The sequence below is a fragment of the Haloferax larsenii genome (genome assembly GCF_024730625.1).
Lineage (GTDB): Archaea > Halobacteriota > Halobacteria > Halobacteriales > Haloferacaceae > Haloferax > Haloferax larsenii.
Window position 1 is genome coordinate 2,919,209 of the sequence record NZ_CP078063.1, and the last position, 21,366, is coordinate 2,940,574.

General features: G+C 63.3%; 23 protein-coding genes. 9 read left to right on the forward strand and 14 right to left on the reverse strand.

Features of this window, described 5'->3' with window-relative positions; translation table 11 throughout:
* The first annotated feature begins 91 nt into the window (after positions 1–91).
* The 8 genes from KU306_RS15180 (at position 92) to KU306_RS15215 (ending at position 8,315) form a co-directional block, all read left to right on the forward strand.
* On the forward strand, positions 92–1,078 hold the full coding sequence (locus tag KU306_RS15180; RefSeq protein WP_258302410.1) for an aldo/keto reductase: 987 nt from the start codon (positions 92–94) through the stop codon (positions 1,076–1,078).
* A 211-nt stretch (positions 1,079–1,289) separates the two neighbouring features.
* Positions 1,290–2,792, forward strand: coding sequence for an extracellular solute-binding protein (locus KU306_RS15185; protein ID WP_258303407.1), 1,503 nt, complete (start codon positions 1,290–1,292; stop codon positions 2,790–2,792).
* 131 nt (positions 2,793–2,923) lie between these two features.
* Complete coding sequence (locus tag KU306_RS15190; RefSeq protein WP_007543383.1) at positions 2,924–3,871, forward strand: carbohydrate ABC transporter permease; 948 nt, start codon at positions 2,924–2,926, stop codon at positions 3,869–3,871.
* Between the two features lies 1 nt (position 3,872).
* Complete coding sequence (locus KU306_RS15195) at positions 3,873–4,832, forward strand: carbohydrate ABC transporter permease (RefSeq protein WP_007543381.1); 960 nt, start codon at positions 3,873–3,875, stop codon at positions 4,830–4,832.
* A 2-nt stretch (positions 4,833–4,834) separates the two neighbouring features.
* Complete coding sequence (locus tag KU306_RS15200) at positions 4,835–6,022, forward strand: ABC transporter ATP-binding protein (RefSeq protein WP_007543379.1); 1,188 nt, start codon at positions 4,835–4,837, stop codon at positions 6,020–6,022.
* Between the two features lie 50 nt (positions 6,023–6,072).
* Positions 6,073–6,276: a DUF8005 family protein gene (locus tag KU306_RS15205; protein WP_007543377.1), complete on the forward strand. Its 204-nt coding sequence runs from the start codon at positions 6,073–6,075 to the stop codon at positions 6,274–6,276.
* A gap of 113 nt (positions 6,277–6,389) precedes the next feature.
* Positions 6,390–7,478, forward strand: coding sequence for a Gfo/Idh/MocA family protein (locus tag KU306_RS15210; protein ID WP_007543375.1), 1,089 nt, complete (start codon positions 6,390–6,392; stop codon positions 7,476–7,478).
* 45 nt (positions 7,479–7,523) lie between these two features.
* The gene (locus KU306_RS15215) at positions 7,524–8,315 is read left to right on the forward strand and encodes a DUF8054 domain-containing protein (RefSeq protein ID WP_258302411.1); all 792 of its coding nucleotides are present in this window, start codon (positions 7,524–7,526) and stop codon (positions 8,313–8,315) included.
* 27 nt (positions 8,316–8,342) lie between these two features.
* Here the strand turns inward: KU306_RS15215 and trmB are convergent, their stop codons facing one another.
* Positions 8,343–9,404, reverse strand: a complete 1,062-nt coding sequence (gene trmB / locus KU306_RS15220) for an HTH-type sugar sensing transcriptional regulator TrmB (protein ID WP_007543371.1) — start codon at positions 9,402–9,404, stop codon at positions 8,343–8,345.
* 268 nt (positions 9,405–9,672) lie between these two features.
* On the opposite strand from trmB, the gene KU306_RS15225 reads away from it, so the two are divergent.
* Entirely contained in the window at positions 9,673–10,797 is a 1,125-nt protein-coding gene (locus KU306_RS15225) for a mechanosensitive ion channel family protein (RefSeq protein WP_258302412.1), read from the forward strand.
* 15 nt (positions 10,798–10,812) lie between these two features.
* On the opposite strand, the gene KU306_RS15230 is transcribed toward KU306_RS15225, so the two are convergent.
* The 13 genes from KU306_RS15230 to KU306_RS15290 form a co-directional block, all read right to left on the reverse strand.
* Positions 10,813–11,220: a universal stress protein gene (locus KU306_RS15230; RefSeq protein WP_007543367.1), complete on the reverse strand. Its 408-nt coding sequence runs from the start codon at positions 11,218–11,220 to the stop codon at positions 10,813–10,815.
* Positions 11,221–11,303: 83 nt separating this feature from the next.
* Complete coding sequence (locus KU306_RS15235) at positions 11,304–12,683, reverse strand: bifunctional metallophosphatase/5'-nucleotidase (protein WP_258302413.1); 1,380 nt, start codon at positions 12,681–12,683, stop codon at positions 11,304–11,306.
* A gap of 141 nt (positions 12,684–12,824) precedes the next feature.
* Positions 12,825–13,034: a dodecin gene (locus KU306_RS15240; RefSeq protein WP_258302414.1), complete on the reverse strand. Its 210-nt coding sequence runs from the start codon at positions 13,032–13,034 to the stop codon at positions 12,825–12,827.
* Between the two features lie 51 nt (positions 13,035–13,085).
* Positions 13,086–13,745, reverse strand: coding sequence for a DUF2238 domain-containing protein (locus tag KU306_RS15245; protein ID WP_258302415.1), 660 nt, complete (start codon positions 13,743–13,745; stop codon positions 13,086–13,088).
* Positions 13,742–14,473 (reverse strand): hypothetical protein, encoded by a 732-nt coding sequence (locus KU306_RS15250; protein WP_258302416.1) that lies wholly within the window; start codon positions 14,471–14,473, stop codon positions 13,742–13,744. Before KU306_RS15250 ends, KU306_RS15245 begins: the two co-directional genes overlap by 4 nt.
* 47 nt (positions 14,474–14,520) lie before the next feature.
* Positions 14,521–14,865 (reverse strand): DUF7116 family protein, encoded by a 345-nt coding sequence (locus KU306_RS15255; protein ID WP_074795129.1) that lies wholly within the window; start codon positions 14,863–14,865, stop codon positions 14,521–14,523.
* Between the two features lie 218 nt (positions 14,866–15,083).
* Positions 15,084–15,332, reverse strand: a complete 249-nt coding sequence (locus KU306_RS15260; protein WP_007543354.1) for a DUF5816 domain-containing protein — start codon at positions 15,330–15,332, stop codon at positions 15,084–15,086.
* A gap of 40 nt (positions 15,333–15,372) precedes the next feature.
* Entirely contained in the window at positions 15,373–15,738 is a 366-nt protein-coding gene (locus KU306_RS15265; protein WP_007543352.1) for a HesB/IscA family protein, read from the reverse strand.
* A gap of 72 nt (positions 15,739–15,810) precedes the next feature.
* Positions 15,811–17,493, reverse strand: a complete 1,683-nt coding sequence (locus tag KU306_RS15270; RefSeq protein ID WP_258302417.1) for a GMC family oxidoreductase — start codon at positions 17,491–17,493, stop codon at positions 15,811–15,813.
* Positions 17,493–18,827 (reverse strand): gluconate 2-dehydrogenase subunit 3 family protein, encoded by a 1,335-nt coding sequence (locus KU306_RS15275; protein WP_007543349.1) that lies wholly within the window; start codon positions 18,825–18,827, stop codon positions 17,493–17,495. The genes KU306_RS15270 and KU306_RS15275 overlap by 1 nt, the downstream gene beginning before the upstream one ends.
* Positions 18,828–18,995: 168 nt before the next feature.
* Positions 18,996–20,282, reverse strand: a complete 1,287-nt coding sequence (hisD, locus tag KU306_RS15280) for a histidinol dehydrogenase (RefSeq protein ID WP_193788127.1) — start codon at positions 20,280–20,282, stop codon at positions 18,996–18,998.
* Between the two features lie 93 nt (positions 20,283–20,375).
* Positions 20,376–20,954, reverse strand: a complete 579-nt coding sequence (locus KU306_RS15285) for a hypothetical protein (RefSeq protein WP_258302418.1) — start codon at positions 20,952–20,954, stop codon at positions 20,376–20,378.
* 57 nt (positions 20,955–21,011) lie between these two features.
* Complete coding sequence (locus KU306_RS15290) at positions 21,012–21,296, reverse strand: hypothetical protein (protein ID WP_007543345.1); 285 nt, start codon at positions 21,294–21,296, stop codon at positions 21,012–21,014.
* Positions 21,297–21,366 lie beyond the last annotated feature (70 nt).

Below are 21,366 nucleotides of genomic sequence, written 5' to 3' on the forward strand. Positions count from 1 at the left end.
GGGGTGGGTAAAGCGATTACGTCTCAGGGCGTCGCTCGTGATTCACCTCACCGTACGCACATTTTTCTCCGCGGTATGTGTATGTGTCACTATGACAGAGATGAAGTACACGTATCTGGGGAACACCGGTCTGGAAGTCTCGCGCTTCTGTCTCGGGTGTATGAACTTCGGGTCCGGTGCGGAGTGGATGATGAACGACAGAGAGGCGAGCCTCGAACTCCTCGACCACGCGCTCGACGCCGGCATCAACTTCCTCGACACGGCCAACGCCTACTCTCGCGGTGAATCGGAGCGAATCGTCGGCGACGCAATCGCCGGGCGCGACCGCGACGAACTGGTCGTCGCGACGAAGGTGTTCTTCCCGATGGGTGACGGGCCAAACAAATCCGGACTCTCGCGCAAGCACATTCTCGACCAAGCGCAGGCGAGTCTCGACAGACTCGGCACCGATTACATCGACCTCTATCAGATTCACCGGTGGGACGAGCAGGTCCCAATCGAAGAGACGCTTTCGGCGCTCGACCACCTCGTCGAGGAGGGTCTCGTCCGGTACATCGGCGCGAGTACGATGTCGGCGTACAAGTTCACCAAAGCGCTGTACACCGCGGACGTCGAGAACGTCGAACGCTTCGCGTGTATGCAACCCGAGTACAACGCGGTCGATAGACACGAGGAAGCGAATCTCCTCCCCGTCTGTGAGGGAGAAGGTGTCGGTGTCATCCCGTGGTCACCGCTCGCCGGCGGCTTTCTCACCGGAAAGTACGAACGAGATAGCGAGGTCCCCGCGGACACGCGCGCGGACACGGACGACTACACGTCCGACCGATTTACGGACGAAAACTGGGCCGTCCTCGACGAGATTCGTGCCATCGCTGATGAAAAGGATGCGTCGCCTGCACAGGTGTCACTTTCGTGGTTATTACACAAACCAGTCGTCGACGCGCCAATCATCGGGCCACGCCGACTCGACCACCTCGACGAGAATATCGGTGCTCTCGACGTCGACCTATCGAGTGCGGATATCGAGCGCATTGAGGCCCCAAAGACGCCTCGATGGCCTGCTCCGGGAAAAGACTAAGCTGTGACAACCCGTATCTAGGTATCGATTCTCACAAATATCGAATAGATTGGAATTCGGACTGCAGTGAATATTGACAAGTAGTTTACTACAACAGCGGTAGTAACTCCCACCAAAAGTATAAATAATCACTAAACTTAGAGTACAAACTGTAATGGTTGATACTGACTCACACAGGGGCAAGCGCAATGGCGTCTCTCGACGCAGTTTCGTGAAGGCTGCCGGCGCATCGGGCGCTGCAGTCGGACTCGCGGGCTGCATTAGTACAGGGGGCGGAGACGGCAACGGTGGTGGCAACGGTGGCGGTGGTGGCAACGGAGACGACGACACACCGATTAACACCGAAGAACCAACCGAGGAGATTACCGTCAAGTGGGCGGCGGACACCCGCGTCGCCGACAACGAAGACGCGATTTTCGAGGCACTTCGGAACGCTGGATTGCCAGACAATATCACGGTGGAAATCGTCGCCGGGTCGCAGGTGACTGACAACCGTCAAGCGCAGTACCAGCAGTGGCTCAGTGGTGGTCGGCAAGAACCGACACTGCTGATGATGGACAGCGGGTGGACGATTCCGTTCATCGCGCGGAACCAACTGCAGAACCTATCGAAGTCGCTGCCGAGCGAGATGACATCGGCCATCGAAGACGAGTACTTCGATGCCAGCGTCTCGACGGCGAAGGGAACAGACGGTGACCTATACGGACAGCCGCTTTTCCCCGACTTCCCGACGATGCAGTACCGAAAAGACCTGCTTCGAAACGCGGGCTATACCGACGACGACTTCGACACGTGGGCGACCGAGTCCATGTCCTGGGAGGAGTTCTCGAAAGTCACGAAAGAGGCCATGGAAGCCAACTCCGACGTCCAGTACGGGTACACCTTCCAAGCGAACGTCTACGAAGGCCTGTCGTGCTGTGACTTCAACGAGTTCATGACCTCGTACGGTGGCGCGTACTTCGGTGGTCGAGACAACCTCTTCGGTCCAGTCGGTGACCGCCCGGTCACAGTCGACGAAGAGCCTGTTCTCGACTCCATCCGAATGGTTCGTACCCTCATTCACGGCGAGGACGACGAACACTCGCTGGAGGGTATCACGGGCAAGATTGCGCCCGAGGCCGTTCTCCAGTGGACCGAAGAACCGTCTCGCAAGCCGTTCACCGGCGGCGACGCCATCATGCACCGCAACTGGCCGTACTCCATCGTCATCAACGGTGCCGAGCCGACCGAAGACAACGACCAGACCGGCTTCGGCGAAGACCTCGGTGTCATGCCGATTCCGTACGGTGTCACGCCCGACGAAGCGAAGTACGAGGGAACTGGTGGTCCCGTCGCCGCGCTCGGTGGGTGGCACCTGACGATGAACCCGAACGCGACGGACGCCAAAAAGCAGGCGGCCGTGCAGGTCTTCAAGGCCATGCAAGACGAGCAGTTCCAGCTCGATATGTTCGAAATCATCGGCTGGATTCCGCCACGCCCGTCGCTGCTCGACTCCGAGCGTGCACAGCAGGTGCCCGTCATCGGTCGCTACCTCGACGCGCTGAAGGTCGCTGGCAACAACGCCATCCCCCGTCCGGTCACTGTCGTGTGGCCACAGCAGTCCGGGAAAATCTCCCAAGAAGTCAACAACGCGATGGCACGGGAGAAGACCCCGGAGAAGGCGATGTCCGACCTCAAGTCGCAACTCGAACAGATCGAGCAGAGCGCCGCATAAACTCCGTCACGGGATAAGACGTAACTTATCCCACACAAACGTTATCAATTGTCATGGCTACAGAACAACAATCGGGGGAGGCAGTTTCTGATTCCCGGCGCACCGGCCCGTACGCGTCGGCCGTAAACTGGATGGAAACGCTCACGGAGACGCAGTTCGCGTACCTGCTTCTCGCACCCGCACTCATCCTTTTGGGGGTAATCGCGGTCTACCCACTGGTCCAGACGTTCAGCATGTCGCTGTTCGCCGACCAGCTAACGGGGTCCGCACGCCTGGGTGAGTTCGTCGGGTTGCAGAACTACATCGACCTGTTCACCGGAGCACGAGACTTCGCACTTCCGTCCGCGTTCCTCCCGACGTTCACGACACAGTTCCCGTTCGTAACGGACATTTACTCGAGCGCGCTGATGGTGACGCTCATCTTCACCCTGTTCAGCGTGCTCTTCGAAACGCTCATCGGCTTCGGTCAGGCGCTCATCCTCGACCAGGACTTCCGTGGTCGGCGGTGGGTCCGCGTCGCTATCATCATCCCGTGGGCCGTGCCCATCGTCATTCAGGGGATGATTTTCTTCCTGATGTTCCAGCCGAACATCGGCTTCCTCATCGGGACGAGCGACAATCCGGCGCTGTTGAACCAACTCGGACTCATCGGAACGACGCCGCTGCGTGACACCGCAGACGCGTTGTTCCTCATCATCGTGGCCGACGTGTGGAAGACGTCAGCGTTCATGGCGCTTCTCATCCTCGCCGGGATGCAGAGCATCGACCGGTCGCTGTACGACGTGGCGAAGGTGGCCGGCGCGTCGCGCTGGCAGCAGTTCAAGCTGATTACCTTCCCGCTCATCCTGCCGACGGTGCTGGTCGCGATGCTGTTCCGCACCATCGACGCGATGCGGGTCTACGGTATCATCGAGACGATGGCCGGGTGCCAGACGGTCCCGTCCCTCTCGTGTCTCGTCGTCACCACGTTCAACGCACCGCTGTACGGAACCTCGGCGACGGTGGCGTTCGTCACCGCGGGCATCATCGCCGTCGTGGTCTCCGTATACATCGTCAACTTCGCCAGCGAGGGTATCTAACATGTCCAGCGAAACGTCCGGTGTCGGTGTCGGAGCCGACGACGCAGAGATGAAACGCGGTCCGCTCGGCCGGTGGGTGGACAAAGCAATCAAGAACCCGGACAGAGTCTACCGCGCGATGTTCTACGTCGCGACGGTGTTCTTCCTGGTCACGACGCTGTTCCCGTTCTACTGGCTGTTGGTGCTGGCGCTCACGCCGAACCGCCTCATCACCAACATGGGACTGCTGCCGAAGGGCTTCCAGCCCGAGGTGTTCATCACGATGTTCGAACGGGTGCCGTTCCACCTGTTCATGTTCAACAGCTTCGTGCTCGGTATCACGACGACTGTCATCGTGTTGCTCATCGCGAGCCTCGCGGGGTACGTCTTCGGGCGACTTCGGTTCCCCGGAAAGGGCATCCTGATGCTCGGTATCCTCGCCATCTCGTACTTCCCACCGGCAGCGTTCCTCATCCCGCTGTTCGAACTGTTCACCGGGAACACCGCGCTGAGCATCGGCGCTGTCACCATCTCGTCGCCGGACCTGTTCAACACGCCGGCACCGATGGTGCTGCCCTTTAGCGCACTGTTCCTTCCCCTGTCTATCTTCATCCTCACGACCTTCTACGGACAGATTCCGGACGGGTTGGAGGATGCAGCACGGGTCGAAGGAACCACGCGTCTCGGGGCGCTGTTCCGCGTCATCGTGCCGCTTTCGGCACCCGGCGTGGCGACAGCGGGTGTCCTCACGTTCATCGCAGTGTACAACGAGTTCTTCTTCTCGTTCCTGATGAACAACGGTGAGGCCTCCTCGTGGGCACCCATCGTCGCCGGCATCCTGAAATACCAGGGCCAGTTCGACACGCCGTTTAACCTGATGGCCGCCGCTTCCATCGTGGGAGTCTTACCTGTGGCGGTCCTTGTTATCATAGCACAAGAGCGTATCGTCAGTGGACTGACTGCAGGAGCACTGAAGGAGTAACCATGGGAGACGTTAAACTCGAACACGTAAGCAAGCACTACGACGACGTAACGGCGGTCGACGACATGAATCTCGAAATCAACGACGGCGAATTTATCTGCCTCGTCGGTCCATCGGGATGCGGCAAGTCGACGACCATGGAGATGATTGCGGGGCTGACCATCCCCTCGGAAGGGAAGGTCTTCATCGGCGACCGCGAGGTCACGAACCTTCCACCGAAGGACCGCGGGGTGGCGATGGTGTTCCAGAACATCGCGCTGTTCCCGCACATGGACGTGTACGACAACATCTCGTTCGGTCTCCGCCTCCGCAACTACGACAAGGAGGAAATCGACCGTCGCGTCGAGCGCGCCTCCGAGATTGTGCAACTCGGCGGGATGCTCGAACGCATGCCCGACGAGATGTCCGGTGGGCAGCGACAGCGCGTCGCCATCGCCCGTGCAATCGTCCGCAACCCCGGCGTGTTCCTGATGGACGAGCCGCTTGCGAACCTCGACGCGAAGCTCCGCGTCCACATGCGCACGGAACTCCAGCGTCTGCACAAAGAGCTGGATACGACTATCGTCTACGTCACCCACGACCAGGCGGAGGCGATGACGATGTCCGACCGCATCGCGGTCATCGACTCCGGCCAACTCCAGCAAATCGACCCGCCGCTCGTCTGCTACAACGAGCCTGCGAACCTCTTCGTCGCCGGGTTCATCGGGTCGCCCTCGATGAACTTCCTCGACGGGGAGATTACCGAAAACGGGTTCGTCTCGACCAACATCGACGTCGAGTTCGACCCTGCCGACGTCGGCATCGAGACGGGCAGAGACGTGACGATGGGCATCCGGCCCGAGGACGTCTACCTCGTCCAGAACGAGCGACAGGTGGCGAACCCGACCCACCGCATCGAGGCGACGACGGACGTGTTGGAGCCGATGGGCGACGAGATATTCGTCTACCTGAAGCTCGCCGAAGAAGCACACGCGGACCTCGAAGAGGCGTCGGTCGCCGCCAACGACCAACTCCTGATGAGCGTCTCGCCGGACTCCGACATCGAAGAAGACAGAGACGTCGAAGTCGTCCTCGACCGAACCAGAGTCCACCTCTTCGACACGGAGACGGGTATCGCACTCAGTCACGGCATCGAAAGCACCATCACGGCCAGCGGGCCTGCTGATGCGGAGGCCGAAAGCGACGACTGAGTCGTCACACCCACACAACGCTTATCCACAACACACGGTATCACGTACCCATGGTCAACGAACTCGGAATACTCTACCTCGGCGGGATGACTGTCCTGTTCTTCTTTTGGGCGTACGGCATCGTCTCGTTCGTCCTCGACGTGAAGAACAAATTCATCCCGAAGGGTCGACAGTACCTTCGAGGCCGTCGAAAACTCAAGGAAAAAGAACGCCGCGAAGAAGAGCGCAAGGAGCGCGAGGAACAACTCTACTGACGCCCAGTCGAGTCACCCCGCGACCGGCGCGCTTGCAGGCGTCTGACGCCGATTCTGGCAATACAGACCACAGAACGTGAAACTTAACACCAGTAGTAGTTAATAATTGAATCATGAATACAGTGTCATCAGTCCGGGTCGGTATCGTCGGACTTGGAAACATCGGGCACCACCACGCAGACCGATTGGTCGACCTCGGTGCCGACCTCGTCGGCGGCCTCGATATCCAGGCTGACGCCCGACGACGGTTCGCAGAGAAGTACGACGTAAACACCTACGAAGAGAAAGCAGAGCTGTTCGCAGAGGTCGATGCCGTCGTCATCACGACCCCGAACCGCTTCCACGAGGAGTACGCCGTCGCGGCCCTCGACGCCGGGCTCGACGTGCTTCTCGAAAAGCCGCTCGCGCACTCGCTCGAATCCGCCGAGCGCATCGCCGACGCGGCGAAACAGGCCGATGGCTTCTGTATGGTCGGTTTCAACAACCGCTTTGCGAACCCGGTCGAGGTCGTTCGCCACTACTACGAAGACGGCCGGTTCGGCGACATGTCTCACATCGAAGCCAACTACGTGCGCCGACGCGGCATCCCCGGCCGCGGTTCGTGGTTCACCTCGAAGGACATCTCCGGCGGTGGCTCGCTTATCGACATCGGCGTTCACGCTATCGACCTCGCACTCTACTTCCTCGACTTCCCCGAGGTCGTCGAAGTCTCGGGCGTCACTCGCTCGCAGTTCGGCGACAAAGACGACTACACGTTCGTCGAGATGTGGGGCGACGACGTCGGTCCCGAAGGGTTCGACGTCGACGACTCCGCGAGTGCGTTCATCCGAACCGCCGAGGGGACGACCATCTCGCTCGAAGTCGCGTGGGCGACGAACCGCCCGACCAACGACGAGTTCTTCCTCCGCGGCACCGAGGGTGGCGCTCGCTTCGACCGCGCCAGCCACGAACTCGAAGTGTACGAGGGCGGCACCGGCGGCGGCAACCACCTCAGCACGGCCAACATCGAGACCCAGCCCAACGACACCCACAAGTCCGAACAGAAGCTCTTCCTCGAAGCAGTCGCGGCGGGCGAACACCCCGGCCGCAACACGGTCGAACAGGGCCTCGCGGTCCAGCGCGTCATCGACGCCATCTATCGCTCGTCCGAAGAAGGCCGCTCGGTCCGCCTCGACCCCGTCGAAGCCCCACCAGTGAACTGAACAGACTCCGATAGCAAGACGCGCACACTCCTTCCGCCTCGTATCATGACACTCCTCGACGCACTCAAACGACCAGAATACACCGGTGAGAACCGCTGTCTCCCCTGTACCGTCGTCAACGCCGTCGTCGTCGCGGCCGCGGCACTCGCGCTCGGATTCCTCTGGATTCCGGCCGGGGTCGTCGCCCTCGCACTCGGCGCGCTCGCCGTCTACTTCCGAGGCTACATCGTCCCCGGCACGCCGTCGTTCGCACCGCGACTCGTCGCGGCCGTCGGTCTCGCTGGCGTCTTCGGCCACGACGAAGACGAACCGCGGAAGTCCGAATCGCTCGACGCCAACGTCGACCCCGAGGTCATGCTCTCGACGCTCCTCGACGCTGGCGTGCTGGTCGAAGAACCGGACGGCCTGTTCCTCGCCGACGACGCCCGAGCAGCGTGGGAAGACACGATGGCGACGCTCCGAAAAGGAAGTGACGACGAACTGGCCGACGCGGTCGAGACCGCCGTCCCGTTCGAAGCCGAGGCGTCACCCGAGTACGACGGCATCGGACTTCACGGCCCCGACCTGTCAGTCTGGCTCTCGCGCACGCAGGCTATCGCCGACGTTGCGACCCTCTACACGGTTATCGAACGCGGTGTCGACCCGATGGTCGCTCTCGCGGCGACAGAGCCGCTTCGCATGTTCGCGGAGGTCTGTCCGTCCTGCGGCGGCGCGCTCGAAGAGACGACGACGCGCGACTGCTGCGGTGGCACGGCGAGCATCTACGACTCGCCGGAACAGGACGTCCTCGCCTGCGAGGACTGTGGGTCGGTCGTCTACGAGTTCGACGAGGAGTGAAAACGCGGAAACCGCTGCGGTGTCAGTTCAGGCGAACTGGTCGCGGTCCGGCACTTCGTCGCGGCCGAGCAGAATCTCTTGTCCTTCGACGTCTTCGAGCGCGGCGACGAGACCGCCGACTTCGACGATTCCTTCGTCGGTCTCGATGTGGAGCGACGCGACTTCCTCGGTGTCTTCGAAGGCCGTCTCGATGACGCGCCCCTCGACGACGATGGCGTCGCCCGTCTCGATGTCGCGGCCGGAGACGGAAGCGTAGAAGTCGCCTTCGATTTCGCGGATATCCTTGACTGCGCGGCGGATAGAGGCGTAACGGCGCGGGAAGGGTCGCTTCTTGCCGTCGGCGACGATGGTCTCGGCGGTGCTCCAGAGGACGGTCCCGAAGAACCCGCTCACGAGGAAGCCGAGCGCGGAGCGGTTGAAAATGACGCCGTAGCGGTCGCGGTCGTCGCGCAAGGCGTCCTGCGTGGCGTAGATGGAGTACTCGCCGTCGGCGACTGCGAGGACCGGCGTGGTGATACCGCGGCGCGCGCGGGCGATGGTCGCCACGTCGAGGTAGTTGAACTCGCTCGGGTCGGGAGCGCGAGAGGCAGGCGTGATGAGCAGGTCGATGCTCACGCCGCTGTCGATGGCGGCGGCGAGGTCGTCGCGGAAGCGACGCAGCAGGTCGGGCGTCAGCGAGAGGACGAGTTCGTACTCTGCGGCCTCGATAATCTCTTCGACGTAGCGTAGGATGGTCGACCGCGACTTCACGAGCGAGACGGCCTCGGTGTCGCGGGCGGGTGCGGTGTACCGCGCTTCGAGTTCCTCGATGAGTTCTTCGAGCGAGGTCTTGACGTTCGAGAAGGCGTCGTCGGGGTCGACGGCGACGATTTTCATCGGCCGCGACTCTCTGAGTTCGACCAGACCGCGGTCCGAGAGGCTTCGGACCGTGTCGTACACCCGCGGTTGCGGGATGCTCGTTCGGTCGGCGATTTCGCTCGCCGTCAGTTGTCCGTGTTCGAGAACAGCGAGATACGCGTCGATTTCGTATTCGCCGAGATTGAACCGCTCGCCAACGCGCTCCATCGTGAGGCGCAGTTCGTCAGCCATGGTCGTTTCCTCTACGGCATCACGTAAACCATTTACTAAAGTTCGAGTAGCACCCCGTTCCGTAACTGGGTGTATAACGAGGTACCGATTCCTCACATATACATCCTCTCATCGGGCAGGTCAGGTTCGCTTTCGCGGCACTGTTCTCCCAACTCTCACACGCATCCACGACAGTGACAACCCTTTTTTCGTCGCTCCCCGTTGCGATTGCTATGCGCGGAGTCGAGCGGAACGCCGGCGATGTGGGTCGATTAGCGGGTGGGTCGCGGTGACAGCCGCGAATCCCGCCCTCGTCGCGCTCCAGACGGGTGGCGTAACTCCGCCGGATTTCATCCCCGAATCGCTGATTTTCCCGGGATGGAACATCGTCACCGCGGTCCTCGTCGTCGCGCTCAGCATCGTCGTCTCGAAGTACGTCGTTCGCCTGATTGGTCGCCCTGTCGCTCGCCAGTTCCACCGCCAGAGCGTCGCACAGACCATCCTCCGCATCGTCCGCCTGTCGATTGTCTTGACCGGGGCCGCGGCCGCCGCGAGTCTAATCGGCCTTCGGCTCGGCGACATCGTCCTCTCGGTGACGGTGTTCTCGGCCGTCCTCGGTATTGTGCTCGCGCCCATCGTCGGGAGCATCATCAACGGGGTGTTCATCCTCGCCGACCAGCCCTACGAAATCGGCGACATGATAGAACTCGACGACGGCACGCGCGGCTTCGTCGACGAGATAAACCTCCGCTACACGAAGGTGTTCACCCTCGACAACACCTTCCTCGTGATGCCGAACTCGACCATCCGCGAGCGCGACGTCATCAACTACTCTGCCGAGGACGAGCGCACGCGCCTGTCGCTCGACATCCTCGTCACCTACGAGTCGGACCTCGACGCCGCCCGCAACCTCATCGAACGCGCCGCCCGCGACTGTGACCAAGTCATCGAAGGCGGGCCGGACATCCGCATCGGGAGCGCCCGCTACCCGGCGAAACCGACCGCGTACATCCAGTCGTACGCCGACAACGGCGTCCTCTTTCGCCTCCGGTACTGGTCGCTCAAACCGTACAAACTGCTCCGAATTCAGTCGGAGGTCCAGACGCGCCTCTGGGACCTCCTCGAAGAGTCCGACGCCAACATCGAGTTCGCGTACCCGCACACTCACCTCGTCTTCGACGAGACGAGCGGTGCGGTCCGCGTCACTGGCGACAGCGCAAACGGCGCGACACAGGTCGCCGGAAACGCCGCCGAATCGGACGCTCGGCACGTGGTTGCGTCACCGCCGCCGGATGCTGAGTCGGTGGCTGACGCGCGACTCGACGTGGAAAACGGTAGCGACGAGAAGGGCGACGACGACGAGAAAGGTGGTAGCGACGAGAAGGGCGACGACGACAGCGCCGCCGAAGCGTGACAGTTCGGTCGGTGGTTAGCTGTCTGCGCGGACCGTAATCACCGTACAATCCAGTTTCTCTCGGAGGTACATGTCGATGTCAGGGTCGTCGAGGAAGCGCCGGAGCATCCGCCGCCAGCGACTCGCCTGTTTCGACCCGATGACGACGATGTCGGCTTCCTCGGCGGCCACCTCTTCGAGAATCGTCTCCTCGACGAGGAAGCCGCGACGGACGACGTAGCGGGCGCGAACGAGGGGGCCGAACTCGCGTTCGACCGCCCGTTTGAGTTCGGTTCGCGTCACCCCGCGGTTCGACTGGTAGAGGTCGACGTGGAGGACTGTCAACTCGGCGTCGCGCTCGCGGGCGATTCGGACGGCCTCTTCGAGCGTCGCCCGCGAGTGTTTCGAAAGCGGGTACCGAACCGGGACCACGACGCGTGTCATACTCGGAACCCACTTGCCGGGCGTGCCTGAACCTTTCCCTCGCGGACGGACTCGCCGACGAGGGCGCGGGCTGTCACCACGGGTCAGTCCTCTGCCGGGCGTGCGGACCGGCGTTCGATGCGTCCTTCGACCGCCGCGTCGAAGCCGACCTCGCGGGCGTACTCGGCCAGCACCTCGTGTTGGATACCGTACTCGCCAACGCGGTGGGACTGCGTGACCGCCGGAAACTCCTGTGTCGTGTGGAGGATGTAGTCGCTCGTTGCGAGCGTGTAGTACGCGTCGGGGTCGATTGCCTCGCCATCGACCGTCGCCTCGATGACCTCGTTTTGCTCGTCGTCCCAGACGGTTCGCGCACCGCTAATCTGGGCGTGCCACCAGTCGGGTTCGCCGAACCCCATCGTCGCGCCACGGGCGGCGTTGAACACCGCGAGGAGTTCCGTCCCCGTCACTTCGGCGACCACGAGCTGTTCTTCGAACGGGACCAGACTCACGAGGTCGGCGTGGGTCACGTCGGGACCGATTGGCGGGCCGGACCGGACGCCGCCGCTGTTTTGCAGTCCCACGTCGGCACCAGTCGCCCACCGGTAGGCGTCGGCGATGGCGTTGCCGACGCGGCACTCGCCCGCGGCGACCGTCTCCTCTGAGCGGTCCATCGGGCGGTCGATTCGACACAGCACCTCGTCGAGTCCCGCGGCATCGACGCGACCGTTGAGCGCCCTGACGAACGCTTCGTCGGGTCGGTACTCGCCGGTCTTGTGCCGAACCGTCTCCACGCGGTCGTCGTCGATGCGAACCTCCCAGACGACGTGGCCGTTCGCGCCGGGGCGGACGATGGGCACGCCCTCGACCACGTCGTCGCGTTCGGCGTGGACGTGACCGCCGAGGATGAGGTCAACGTCGCAGCGGCGGGCGAGTTCGTCGTCGCCGCTGCCGAGATGTGAGAGGGCGACGACGTAGTCGGCTCCGTCGTCTCGAAGGGCTGTCGCGGCCGCTGTCGCTTCGACGTAGGGGTCGTCGAACGTCACGTCGACTGCTTCGGGATTGATAGAGCCGGTCGCAGGGTCGGTGACGCCGAAGAAGCCCAGTGTGACGCCGTCGACGTCCCGGGTCGTCCACGGGACGGTTCCTTCGTCGGCGGCGAACCGTTCGCCGTCCTCGTCGCGGGTGTTACACGAGACCCACGTCGGGCGGCTCTCGGAGACGAGTTCCCGGAGTCGAACCGGGCCGTAGTCGAAATCGTGGTTGCCGAACGTCTCCAAGTCGGCGTCGACGGCGCGGTAGAAGTCGAGGACTTGCCCGCCGCGTTCGACCAGCGAGAGGACGCCCGGCGCGCTGTTGTCGCCCGTGCCGACGACGAGCGTGTCGTCGCCGTTGAGCGCCGTGACGCACCCGGCGAGGCGGCCGGCGCGCTCGGGGTCGTCGTAGACGTTTTCGAGGTCGGAGTAGTGGAGGAGCCGTGGCATTCGCTTCTCGTCAGTGACGTTTCGGGTGAACAAGAAGCCGTCGGGACGACGTGGTCGGCGAGGCCGACCGGGAGCGCTCCAAGTTCGGGACCGGGTCGTCCCGATGGTCGTCGGACAGTTCGACGCGTCAGTGCGGCGGTGCTACTGCTCGCCTTGTTGCAGTTCGAAGGCGACGGTGACTTCTGCTTGGTACTCTCGCGTGTCGACAGACGCGATTTCGACGCCGAGCTCGTCTACCTCGACCCAGTGGACGCCCGCGAGCGTCTCTTCTGCGCGGTCGATGGCATCGTCCACGGCAGCGTCGAAACTCTCGTTACTCCGACCGATGAGGGTGATTTTCTTGAACACCATCTCTCGTGACTCTTCGTTTTACTATCACAAATAATCATTCCCGACTACTGTTCATCGCGGGGTCTGTTCGAACCGCGTCTGAATCGCCCCAACGACATCCGAGAGATGCGCCGTGCCCCAGAGCGCGACGATGAGGCCGCCGATGGCGTCGAAGACGAGGTCCAAGAGCGTGTCGTCGAGTCCGTACTGGGTCAGCACCGACCCGGTGCCCGCGAGCGCGGCGACCCCGGAGACGGCGAACTCGATGACCTCCCAGAAGACGCCGAACGCGAGGACGAAAAGCAGGATGAAGACGAACATGAACCGCGGCGGGAGGTAGATGGCGTCGGTGTGTTCGTCGAGCGCGCGAACGGTCGCGTAGCCCGCGGCCGCGACGACCGACGACGACAAGGCGTGCGTGAGGTGGTCCCACCACCAGATACCGGCGTAGAAGTTCGTCTCTGACCCGGGGAGTCCGACGGTCCCGAGGGCGTGGAGAAACGCCGCCGAGGAAATCCAGAGGGTCAGTCCGGCGTCCATCGGAATCCGGTAGTCGCGTTCGAGAATCGCGGGGAGGTACGTCACGCCGAGACCGACCGAGGCGTTGACGACGATGCCGATGTCACCTCTGTCGAGACCGATGAAGACGAGACCGATGAGGGTGACCTGCATCGCTCGCGAGAGTTGTTGCTGACGACGTGGGCTGATGTGGAGGTGTTCGCGGATTTTCATCGCGTCTCACCCCCGTCGCGGCCGACACGACCGCTCGCGTCAGGGGCGTTGCTCCCGGCAGCAGCGTCGCTCGACTCGCCCACGTCGGCGAGGTCGGTCGGAAGTCGCTCTTTCGACCCCGACCGGCGGCGGAAGTAGTACTCGAAGAGCAACCCTGCGAAGAGTCCGGCGACGGTCGCGGCGACGAAGTCCCACATCATCGCCTCCTCGATGACCGGGTCTGGGCGACCGTTCAATAGCAGTTGCGTGCCGAGATAGAGGTCCGAGAGCCACTGGACGACAGCCCAGACGCCCGCGGCGGCCATCGTCGCGATGACGACGAAGAAGACGGCGAACGTGCGGTTCATCCGAACCGGCGTGAACACGTCCAACTCGACGGCGACGATGAGCGCGACTGCTGCGACCGCGAGATACGTCGAGAGTCGGCCGGTGAAGGCGAAGCCGCCGATAGTCTGCCCGCTGACGAGGACGCGAGACACGAGCGGGAGCGACGCGAGCGCGACCACCTCCCACGGGAGCATCGCGCTCGGTTCCCGGAAGGAGACGGCCGGAACGACCACGAGCACGGCGACGGCCGCAGCGAATCCGCCCCAGACGAGGCTGCCGCCGGTCACGACACTGCCGATAGCGACTGCGACGAGGAAGCCTGCGAACAGCCACGCCAGTACTGCGTTGAGGCGTCGACTACGAACGAATCGACGGAGCCCGGTCTGCGCGGGTTGCGACATATCGACACTATGTATTGGGCTGAGAAAACGTTTCGGCGGAAACGGCGCTATGCGTTCACACCGTGGACGACTTGGTAGTCGTCTCCCCCCATGTTCGATACCCCGATAATGGCCCACTCGTACGGGAGGTCCACGCCACGGAGACGTTTTCGCAACGTCTCAGCGTGGTCGCTCCACGTCACGAAACAGCGAAGGCGATACTCTGTCTCCTCGCCTCCGTCCGGAAGTGCCGGTCGGCACTGAGACGCTTCACGCGAACCCATTGCGGTCACCTGGACCGTACGCCACTTGCGTTCGGCAAGCATATCGGGGCCATCGCCTTTGATGGTGTACCCCAGCTTGCCGAATATCGACCGAGCCTCCTGAACAGGAGGCATCGAAGCCTGGGCCATGCACGTCATCGTACCACGCCACGTGACATAAAGATTGTCACGGTATACCATACCAAAAGTTGAGAGGTGGCTGTTCCCCTCGCCACTTTTGTCCTATTCGAAACCTCACAACTCTCGCTCACCGTCGTTGAGGGTGACCAGTGTGACGAGAGAGATGAGCGTAACCAGAGAAAGACAAAAAGCCAGTTTGTCGGGTTCGAGTCGCGGTCGTCAGTCACTCATTCGTGGGCAGCGTCCCACTCTTCGGGCTTTCGGACGTTACTGCAGACGTTACACTCGACGCGGCCCATGGTGTCCATCGCCGTGTCGAACGACTCGCAGTTCCCGCATCGGTATCCCCAGCGACGTTCGGCTTCTTCCGTCGAGTAGACGATGAAAAACGGCCCTTTCGCCCCGCGTTCGACCTCGTCGCGGGCGACGAAGACAGTCTTCCCACTGGATACCGTATGCGCTTCGAGTTCGGCCATGAACCCCGGTTTGTCCTCGGGTGGCTTAAGGAGTCGGGGCCTACGTTCGGAAGGATTCACCGCACCCGCAACTGCTCGTCGCGTTGGGGTTCTCGACGTGGAAGCCCGCACCCTGCAGGCCGCCTTCGTAGTCCAGCGTCGCACCGCTGACGTAGTTGAGACTCGCGGGGTCGACGAAGACGCGCAGGCCGTGTCGTTCCACCACGGTGTCGTCGTCCTCGGGTTCGTTGTCGAACCGCATCCCGTACGAGAGTCCGGCACAGCCGCCCTGTTGGACGAACAAGCGAAGCCCAGCGACGTCTGTGTCCATCGACTCACCTTCGAGGAGGGAAATCGCCTCCTCCGCCGCGTCGGGCGTGACCACGACAGCCTTGTCCTCTGTTCCGGTCGTGGATTCCGTGCTCATACATCCCGTTATACTGTGGGAACGGTTAACTGTGGCGCCGGTCCAACACGACTCGCCTTCTGGTGTCTCGCTTCACTCCTGTCGCAACTCGCGTTCGAGCGCGTCGGCCGCTTTCAGCGACAGTGCGGCGATGGTGAGCGTCGGATTGGCGGCCCCGCCGGTGGTAAAGGCCGCGCTCGACGCCACGAACAGATTGTCCACGTCGTGAGTTCGCAACTCCGCATCGACGACGCTCGTCTCGGGGTCGTCGCCCATCCGTGCGGTTCCCATGTGGTGCGCGCCGAGGCCGAACGTGTTACTCGACGAGATGTCTGCGGTCGGAACCGGTAGCGCCCGCAGTATCTCCCGTTGCTTTTCCGTGGCGAACTCGCCGGTGGTCCGGGCGTGGGCGTCCGGCGAGAGACGAACGTTCGGCACGGGGTCGCCGAAGGCGTCGGTCGTGCTTCTGTCGAGCGTGATGCGATTGTCGGGGTCCGGCAGCATCTCGACGGCACCGTAAATAGCGAGTTCACCCGGCGTACTGCTGATGCGTGACTGGAGTGAGTCGAGCAGTTCGTCGCCCCACCGATTGCCCATGATAGTGTCGTCGAGATCCTCACGAAGCACGGCGTCGCCGCCGCGGAGCGCGACTTCGATAGGCTTCACCGACTGGATGTTTCCGAAGGTGAGCATGACGCTCCCCGGCGTCGGGTCGTCGTGGTCGTAGAACTCCTGTGACTGACTCGTGACGTAGCCGATTGGCTCCTGTTGAAGCGGTTCGGTGAGCGTCGCAAACGAGTTCACGTAGAGGTGGTCCATGAAGTTCCGACCGACCGCACCGGACGAGTTTGCGAGTCCGTCTGGATGGGCGTCGGACGCCGAGAGCAACAGGAGGCGAGCGGTCTCGACACCCCCCGCGGCGAGGACGAACGAGCGCGCTTCTTGGCGATACTGCGACCCATCGGGCGTCGCGTACACCGCCGCTTCGAGCGTCTTCCCGTCAGCGCCGTGTTCGAGGCGTCGAACGGTCGCCCTGTCGATGACCCGTGCTCCCGCTTTCTCGGCCTTGCGGATGTGGACGAAGCCAGTGTACTTCGCCCCTGAGGGACAGACCGGCGTACACGTACTGTAGCCGACACACGGGCTTCTGCCGTCGTACGGCTCAGAGCAGATTGCCTTCGGCAACGAGTGGAACGCGATTCCCAGCTCCTCGCAGGCGTCCCTGAACAGCGTGTCCGTGTAGCTCGGCGGGAACGCTGGCATCTGGAAGGGTGAACTACGCTCGACGAACGGGTTGTCGTCGTCTCCGGCGACACCGAGTTCCGCCTCGGCGCGGGCGTAGTACGGTTCGAGGTCGTCGTAGGAGATGGGCCAATCGCTCGCGAGACCGTACCGAGACTGCATCTCGAAGTCTTTCTCGTGGAGTCGAGGCGTGTATCCACCCCACGCGAGCGTCGTCCCGCCGACGCCCTTGACTCGCAGGTCGTTGAGCGGGTAGGCCACTTCACCAGCAGTCGTGTACCGGTCGCGAGGGCCGCCCATCTCCCAGACGTCGCCGAGCGAGTGAACCGGTCGAAGTCCCGTCTCCATGCGGGCGAGGTCGTCGCTGCGGTCGAATCGGGGGCCTGCGTCGAGGACGACGACGTCGAAGCCCGCGGTTGCGAGTTGGGCGGCGACGAGGCCGCCAGCGACACCAGCGCCGACGATACACACGTCGGCGCGGGGGCTGGGCGTCCGGTCTGCGGTCGTGTCTGTTGTGCGGTTGGGGATGGGCATTACTCGGGGCTCCGTTGGTAGTCGTCGTATCCGCCGGGGTATCCGGAAGGGTTCTCGATGCCGAGAAGCGTCGAGCCTTTCGGCGAACTGTACAGCGCGTAGAGAAGCGCGTCGACGATGTAGTAGCGAAGTCGCGCGGCGGTGTCACCGGTCGGGTCCGACGGGACACGGTCGACAGCGAGGTCTTTCAGGTACTCGTCTCGGGTCTCCACCGAGAGGTCGGCGAAGTGCCGACCGAACTCGCGTCGCGACTCGCGGTCGAGTTCGGCGAGCGCCCGCTTGAGTTCTCGCGCTCGGTCCTCGCCCGTTCGGCTGAAATAGGTCGTGACGAACCCAGTTTCGACCGTGACGACCGACGGCAGAACGACTTCGGCGACGGCCAACATCGTCTGCACGTCACGGTCTGCGAGCGTCTCCGAGTCGTTGGGTTGCAGTGGTCGTTGCGCGCCCACGACGCCGACGGCGACGGCACCGGCGGCCGCGAAGGTGATGAGCGCGTCGCGCCGGGTGAGGACGATAGCCTCCTGGCGCGAGTCCGGGCGGTGGCGCTCGGCGACCAGAATCGCGGCGAGAACCGAGAGCGCGGCGACGCCGAGGGCGATTTGAAGATGTCGCGCGCCGGGTCCGAAAAGCGGCGTGTCGAGTTGCAGCAGGAAGCCGAGGCCGCGGTCGGTGAACTGTTTCGGACTGCTGGTCGCGACGATTTCGAACGTCCGATAGCCGATGCTGCCGACGACGCCGAGACCGAACCAGGCGAGGACGGTGACGGTGAGCACAGTGCCGCCGTAGGTCCCTCGAAGCGGGAGTATCGGCGATGCGCGTTTTGCGACGTCGAGGTCGATGCCGCGGCGCGTTCCGATGCCGAACACGAATGCGACGGCCACGAGCGGGCCGACGACCTGCGGGAAGAACAGCCGCGGCGCGACGAGAAACGGGACGGTCCCGAGCAGTTCGCCACCCCACGCGAGGGTCGCGACGCCGCCGAGAACGCCGACTACGACGGCAAATTCGAGGGCAACGAAGTCACGAAGTGAGGAGAGTCGAACGTCGTCGCCGACCGCGAGGCGACGGAGTGCGAAGGGAACAATCGCAGTCACGCACGCCGAAAGGGCCCGAATCGGCGTCTCCCACCCGAGCGTCCCGCGAGAGATGTCGATGAACACGGCGCCGACTGCCGACCCGAGTGCACCCGGCGCACCCCCGAGGAGACCCGCGACGACCCACACGCTCGTCGCGACGTCGACTGTGCTGCCGACGATGCCCGCGACGAGAGAGAGCACCACCCCGATGAGGGACGTCGCAATCACGACGGCCGTCACCTCACTTCTGGTCATCAGTCTCTAGTCGTCGTCTGACAAGATAAAAAGACGGGGCGACAGTATTTCACTAATATCCGAATTTCGGGGGTTATAGGCCATCTAACCTCGTTTGAAAGGTCGTAACTAAGTGTCAGGAAATAAACCGAACGGTTCCGACTCGCCGAAAGCGGTCGGCAGTTACAGTTACTCGCCGAGACGCTCGCGGACGCTCTCTGCGTGCGCGTCGAGGCCCTCTGCCTCTGCGAGCGTCGTAATCGTCTCCGAGAGGTCTGCTAACGCGGCCTCGTCGAGTCGCTGGACGGTCGTCGAGCGAACGAAGTGGTCTACGGAGAGACCGCCCTGTCGCTTTGCGCCCGCACCGGTCGGGAGGACGTGGTTCGTCCCGGAAGCGTAGTCACCCGCCGCGACGGGGGTGTACGGCCCGAGGAAGACGCTTCCCGCCGAGTCGATGCGGTCCAAGAGGGCTTCGTCGTCGTCGGCCTGAATCGACAGGTGCTCGGCGGCGTACTCCTCGGCGAAGAGCACTGCTTCCGACATCGACCGCGCGAGGAGGACGCCAGAGGCGTCGTTCTCCAAGGCGGCCTCGATGGTCTCGGTCCGGTCTCTCTCGGCGGCTTGGGTCTCGACTTCCGCGACGATGGCGTCTGCAACCTCCTCGTCGTCGGTGACGGCGACGACCGAGGCGTTGGGGTCGTGTTCGGCCTGCGCGACGAGGTCGGACGCGACGAACCGCGGGTCTGCGGTCTCGTCGGCGACGACGAGAATCTCGGATGGGCCGGCGAGGAAGTCGATGTCCACGTCGCCCCGGACTTCGGCCTTGGCGGCGGTGACCCACTTGTTACCCGGCCCGACAACTTTCTGGACCGCGTTCACCGTCTCGGTCCCGTATGCGAGCGCGGCGATGCCCTGCGCCCCACCGACCGAGTAGACGGCATCGACATCCGCGACGTGCATCGCGGCCAGCGTGACCGGGTTCATCGTCTCGGCCGGGGGGGTTGCGACAGCCACGTGTTCGACGCCAGCGACTTTCGCCGGGATGACCCCCATCAGGACGCTCGACGGGTACGCGGCGGTCCCGCCGGGGGCGTAGACGCCGACGCGTTCGAGCGGGCGGTAGCGCCGACCCAATTCGCGTGTCCCAGAGTCGTCACCACTGAAGTCCTCGCGCCAGTCCTCGGGGACCTGTCGCTCGTGGAACTCGCGGATGTTCGCCGCGGCCGTCTCGATAGCCTCGCGCACGTCGTCGTCGATTTCGTCGTAGGCGCGTTCTGCGGCGTCCGTCACGTCGATGTTTCCCACTTCGACGTCGTCGAACTCGCGGGAAAAGTCGCGGAGTGCGACGTCGCCTTCGGTTCTGACGCGCTCGACGATGTCGCGGACGTCCGCCCGGACTTCGGCGACACCGGCGTCTCGCTCGAAGAAGGCGCGGCGAGCGTCGGGGCCGAGACCGGCCAGTTCGCGAACCTCGATGTTCATACCCGGCGTTGGCAGGCGGCGCGAAAAGTCGTTGCGGAACCGATGGGGGTTGACGGAGCGATGTGCGCCCGACACCCGCGGGGCGGTTCAGACGACGTCCCGACGCTCAGTGTAGGTCAGCGTCTGCTCGTCGCTTTGAATCGTCGTCTGGATGGTTATCCACCCGTCGGCTTGCTGGAACGCGAACGCCTCCGTGAACGAAAGTTCGACGCGACGCGTCGCGGTGTAGGACTCGCCGCTTTCGAGGCCGCCAATCGCCTCTTTTCCTTGCCAGACGACGTCGTCCTCGGCGGTGCTGTTGCCGACGTAGATGCGACTGTAGACCGTGACGCCGGTCGCGGAGTCGTCTTGTTGGTTCGTCACGGTGCTCGTCACGTCGCGGCACGTCTGGCCACACTCCTCGATGTTTTCGATGACGAACGTAAACGGCGGCGTCGAGGTCTCGTCAGACGAGGAGCCGTCGGAGTCGCCGCCGCTACTGTCACCGCCGTCGCCACTGCCGGACGAGTCGTCTCCGGAGCTTGGTGTCGCCGTCTGTGTCGGGAACTCACCGTCTAGCTCGTCGTCGTCGCTGGCGAACGGGCCGACACCGGTCACAAACGCGGTCGCAACACCGCCGCCGACGAGTGCGACGAGTGCGAGGACAACCAGTGTAGATTGCTTCATTTCGGGCTAGGTAGTTTGCTCGGGCTAGTTCGGGATGTATGCTTGGGCCGATGCGTATCACGCATCGCCGGTCTCTGAGACGGTGTCTTCGGTCGCGTCACTGACTACGGGGCCGAGCGCACCGTCAAGCATGCCGTTGAGGAAGTCGGTAATCGCGCTGTGGATGTCAGAGACGAAGTCCGGAACCGGTCCCGGCAACTCACTCGGCGGTCCCTGTGCGCCAGCGACACCGGACTCGTCGGCGTTCGGTTCTACGGGGGCGTTTCCGGGGGTTGCGGCGGCGACACCCGCAGTCGAGAGGAGGACTGCGAGCACGACGCCGATGATAGCGTGTCGGTTCATGTTCGGCGATGACAACTGCGGGGTCAACCACCATGAAGGGGTGAAACTGCCCCGGCCGATTTACTCTGGT

Coding starts and splice junctions, on each gene's coding strand:
- KU306_RS15270 (WP_258302417.1), bottom strand. CDS start 17,493: ATGCCCATCCCCAACCGCACAACAGACACGACCGCAGACCGGACGCCC.
- KU306_RS15200 (WP_007543379.1), top strand. CDS start 4,835: ATGGGAGACGTTAAACTCGAACACGTAAGCAAGCACTACGACGACGTA.
- KU306_RS15255 (WP_074795129.1), bottom strand. CDS start 14,865: ATGGCCCAGGCTTCGATGCCTCCTGTTCAGGAGGCTCGGTCGATATTC.
- KU306_RS15195 (WP_007543381.1), top strand. CDS start 3,873: ATGTCCAGCGAAACGTCCGGTGTCGGTGTCGGAGCCGACGACGCAGAG.
- KU306_RS15205 (WP_007543377.1), top strand. CDS start 6,073: ATGGTCAACGAACTCGGAATACTCTACCTCGGCGGGATGACTGTCCTG.
- KU306_RS15240 (WP_258302414.1), bottom strand. CDS start 13,034: ATGGTGTTCAAGAAAATCACCCTCATCGGTCGGAGTAACGAGAGTTTC.
- KU306_RS15260 (WP_007543354.1), bottom strand. CDS start 15,332: ATGGCCGAACTCGAAGCGCATACGGTATCCAGTGGGAAGACTGTCTTC.
- KU306_RS15285 (WP_258302418.1), bottom strand. CDS start 20,954: ATGAAGCAATCTACACTGGTTGTCCTCGCACTCGTCGCACTCGTCGGC.
- KU306_RS15265 (WP_007543352.1), bottom strand. CDS start 15,738: ATGAGCACGGAATCCACGACCGGAACAGAGGACAAGGCTGTCGTGGTC.
- KU306_RS15215 (WP_258302411.1), top strand. CDS start 7,524: ATGACACTCCTCGACGCACTCAAACGACCAGAATACACCGGTGAGAAC.
- KU306_RS15245 (WP_258302415.1), bottom strand. CDS start 13,745: ATGAAAATCCGCGAACACCTCCACATCAGCCCACGTCGTCAGCAACAA.
- KU306_RS15180 (WP_258302410.1), top strand. CDS start 92: ATGACAGAGATGAAGTACACGTATCTGGGGAACACCGGTCTGGAAGTC.
- KU306_RS15230 (WP_007543367.1), bottom strand. CDS start 11,220: ATGACACGCGTCGTGGTCCCGGTTCGGTACCCGCTTTCGAAACACTCG.
- KU306_RS15235 (WP_258302413.1), bottom strand. CDS start 12,683: ATGCCACGGCTCCTCCACTACTCCGACCTCGAAAACGTCTACGACGAC.
- KU306_RS15250 (WP_258302416.1), bottom strand. CDS start 14,473: ATGTCGCAACCCGCGCAGACCGGGCTCCGTCGATTCGTTCGTAGTCGA.
- KU306_RS15290 (WP_007543345.1), bottom strand. CDS start 21,296: ATGAACCGACACGCTATCATCGGCGTCGTGCTCGCAGTCCTCCTCTCG.
- trmB (WP_007543371.1), bottom strand. CDS start 9,404: ATGGCTGACGAACTGCGCCTCACGATGGAGCGCGTTGGCGAGCGGTTC.
- KU306_RS15275 (WP_007543349.1), bottom strand. CDS start 18,827: ATGACCAGAAGTGAGGTGACGGCCGTCGTGATTGCGACGTCCCTCATC.
- KU306_RS15190 (WP_007543383.1), top strand. CDS start 2,924: ATGGAAACGCTCACGGAGACGCAGTTCGCGTACCTGCTTCTCGCACCC.
- KU306_RS15210 (WP_007543375.1), top strand. CDS start 6,390: ATGAATACAGTGTCATCAGTCCGGGTCGGTATCGTCGGACTTGGAAAC.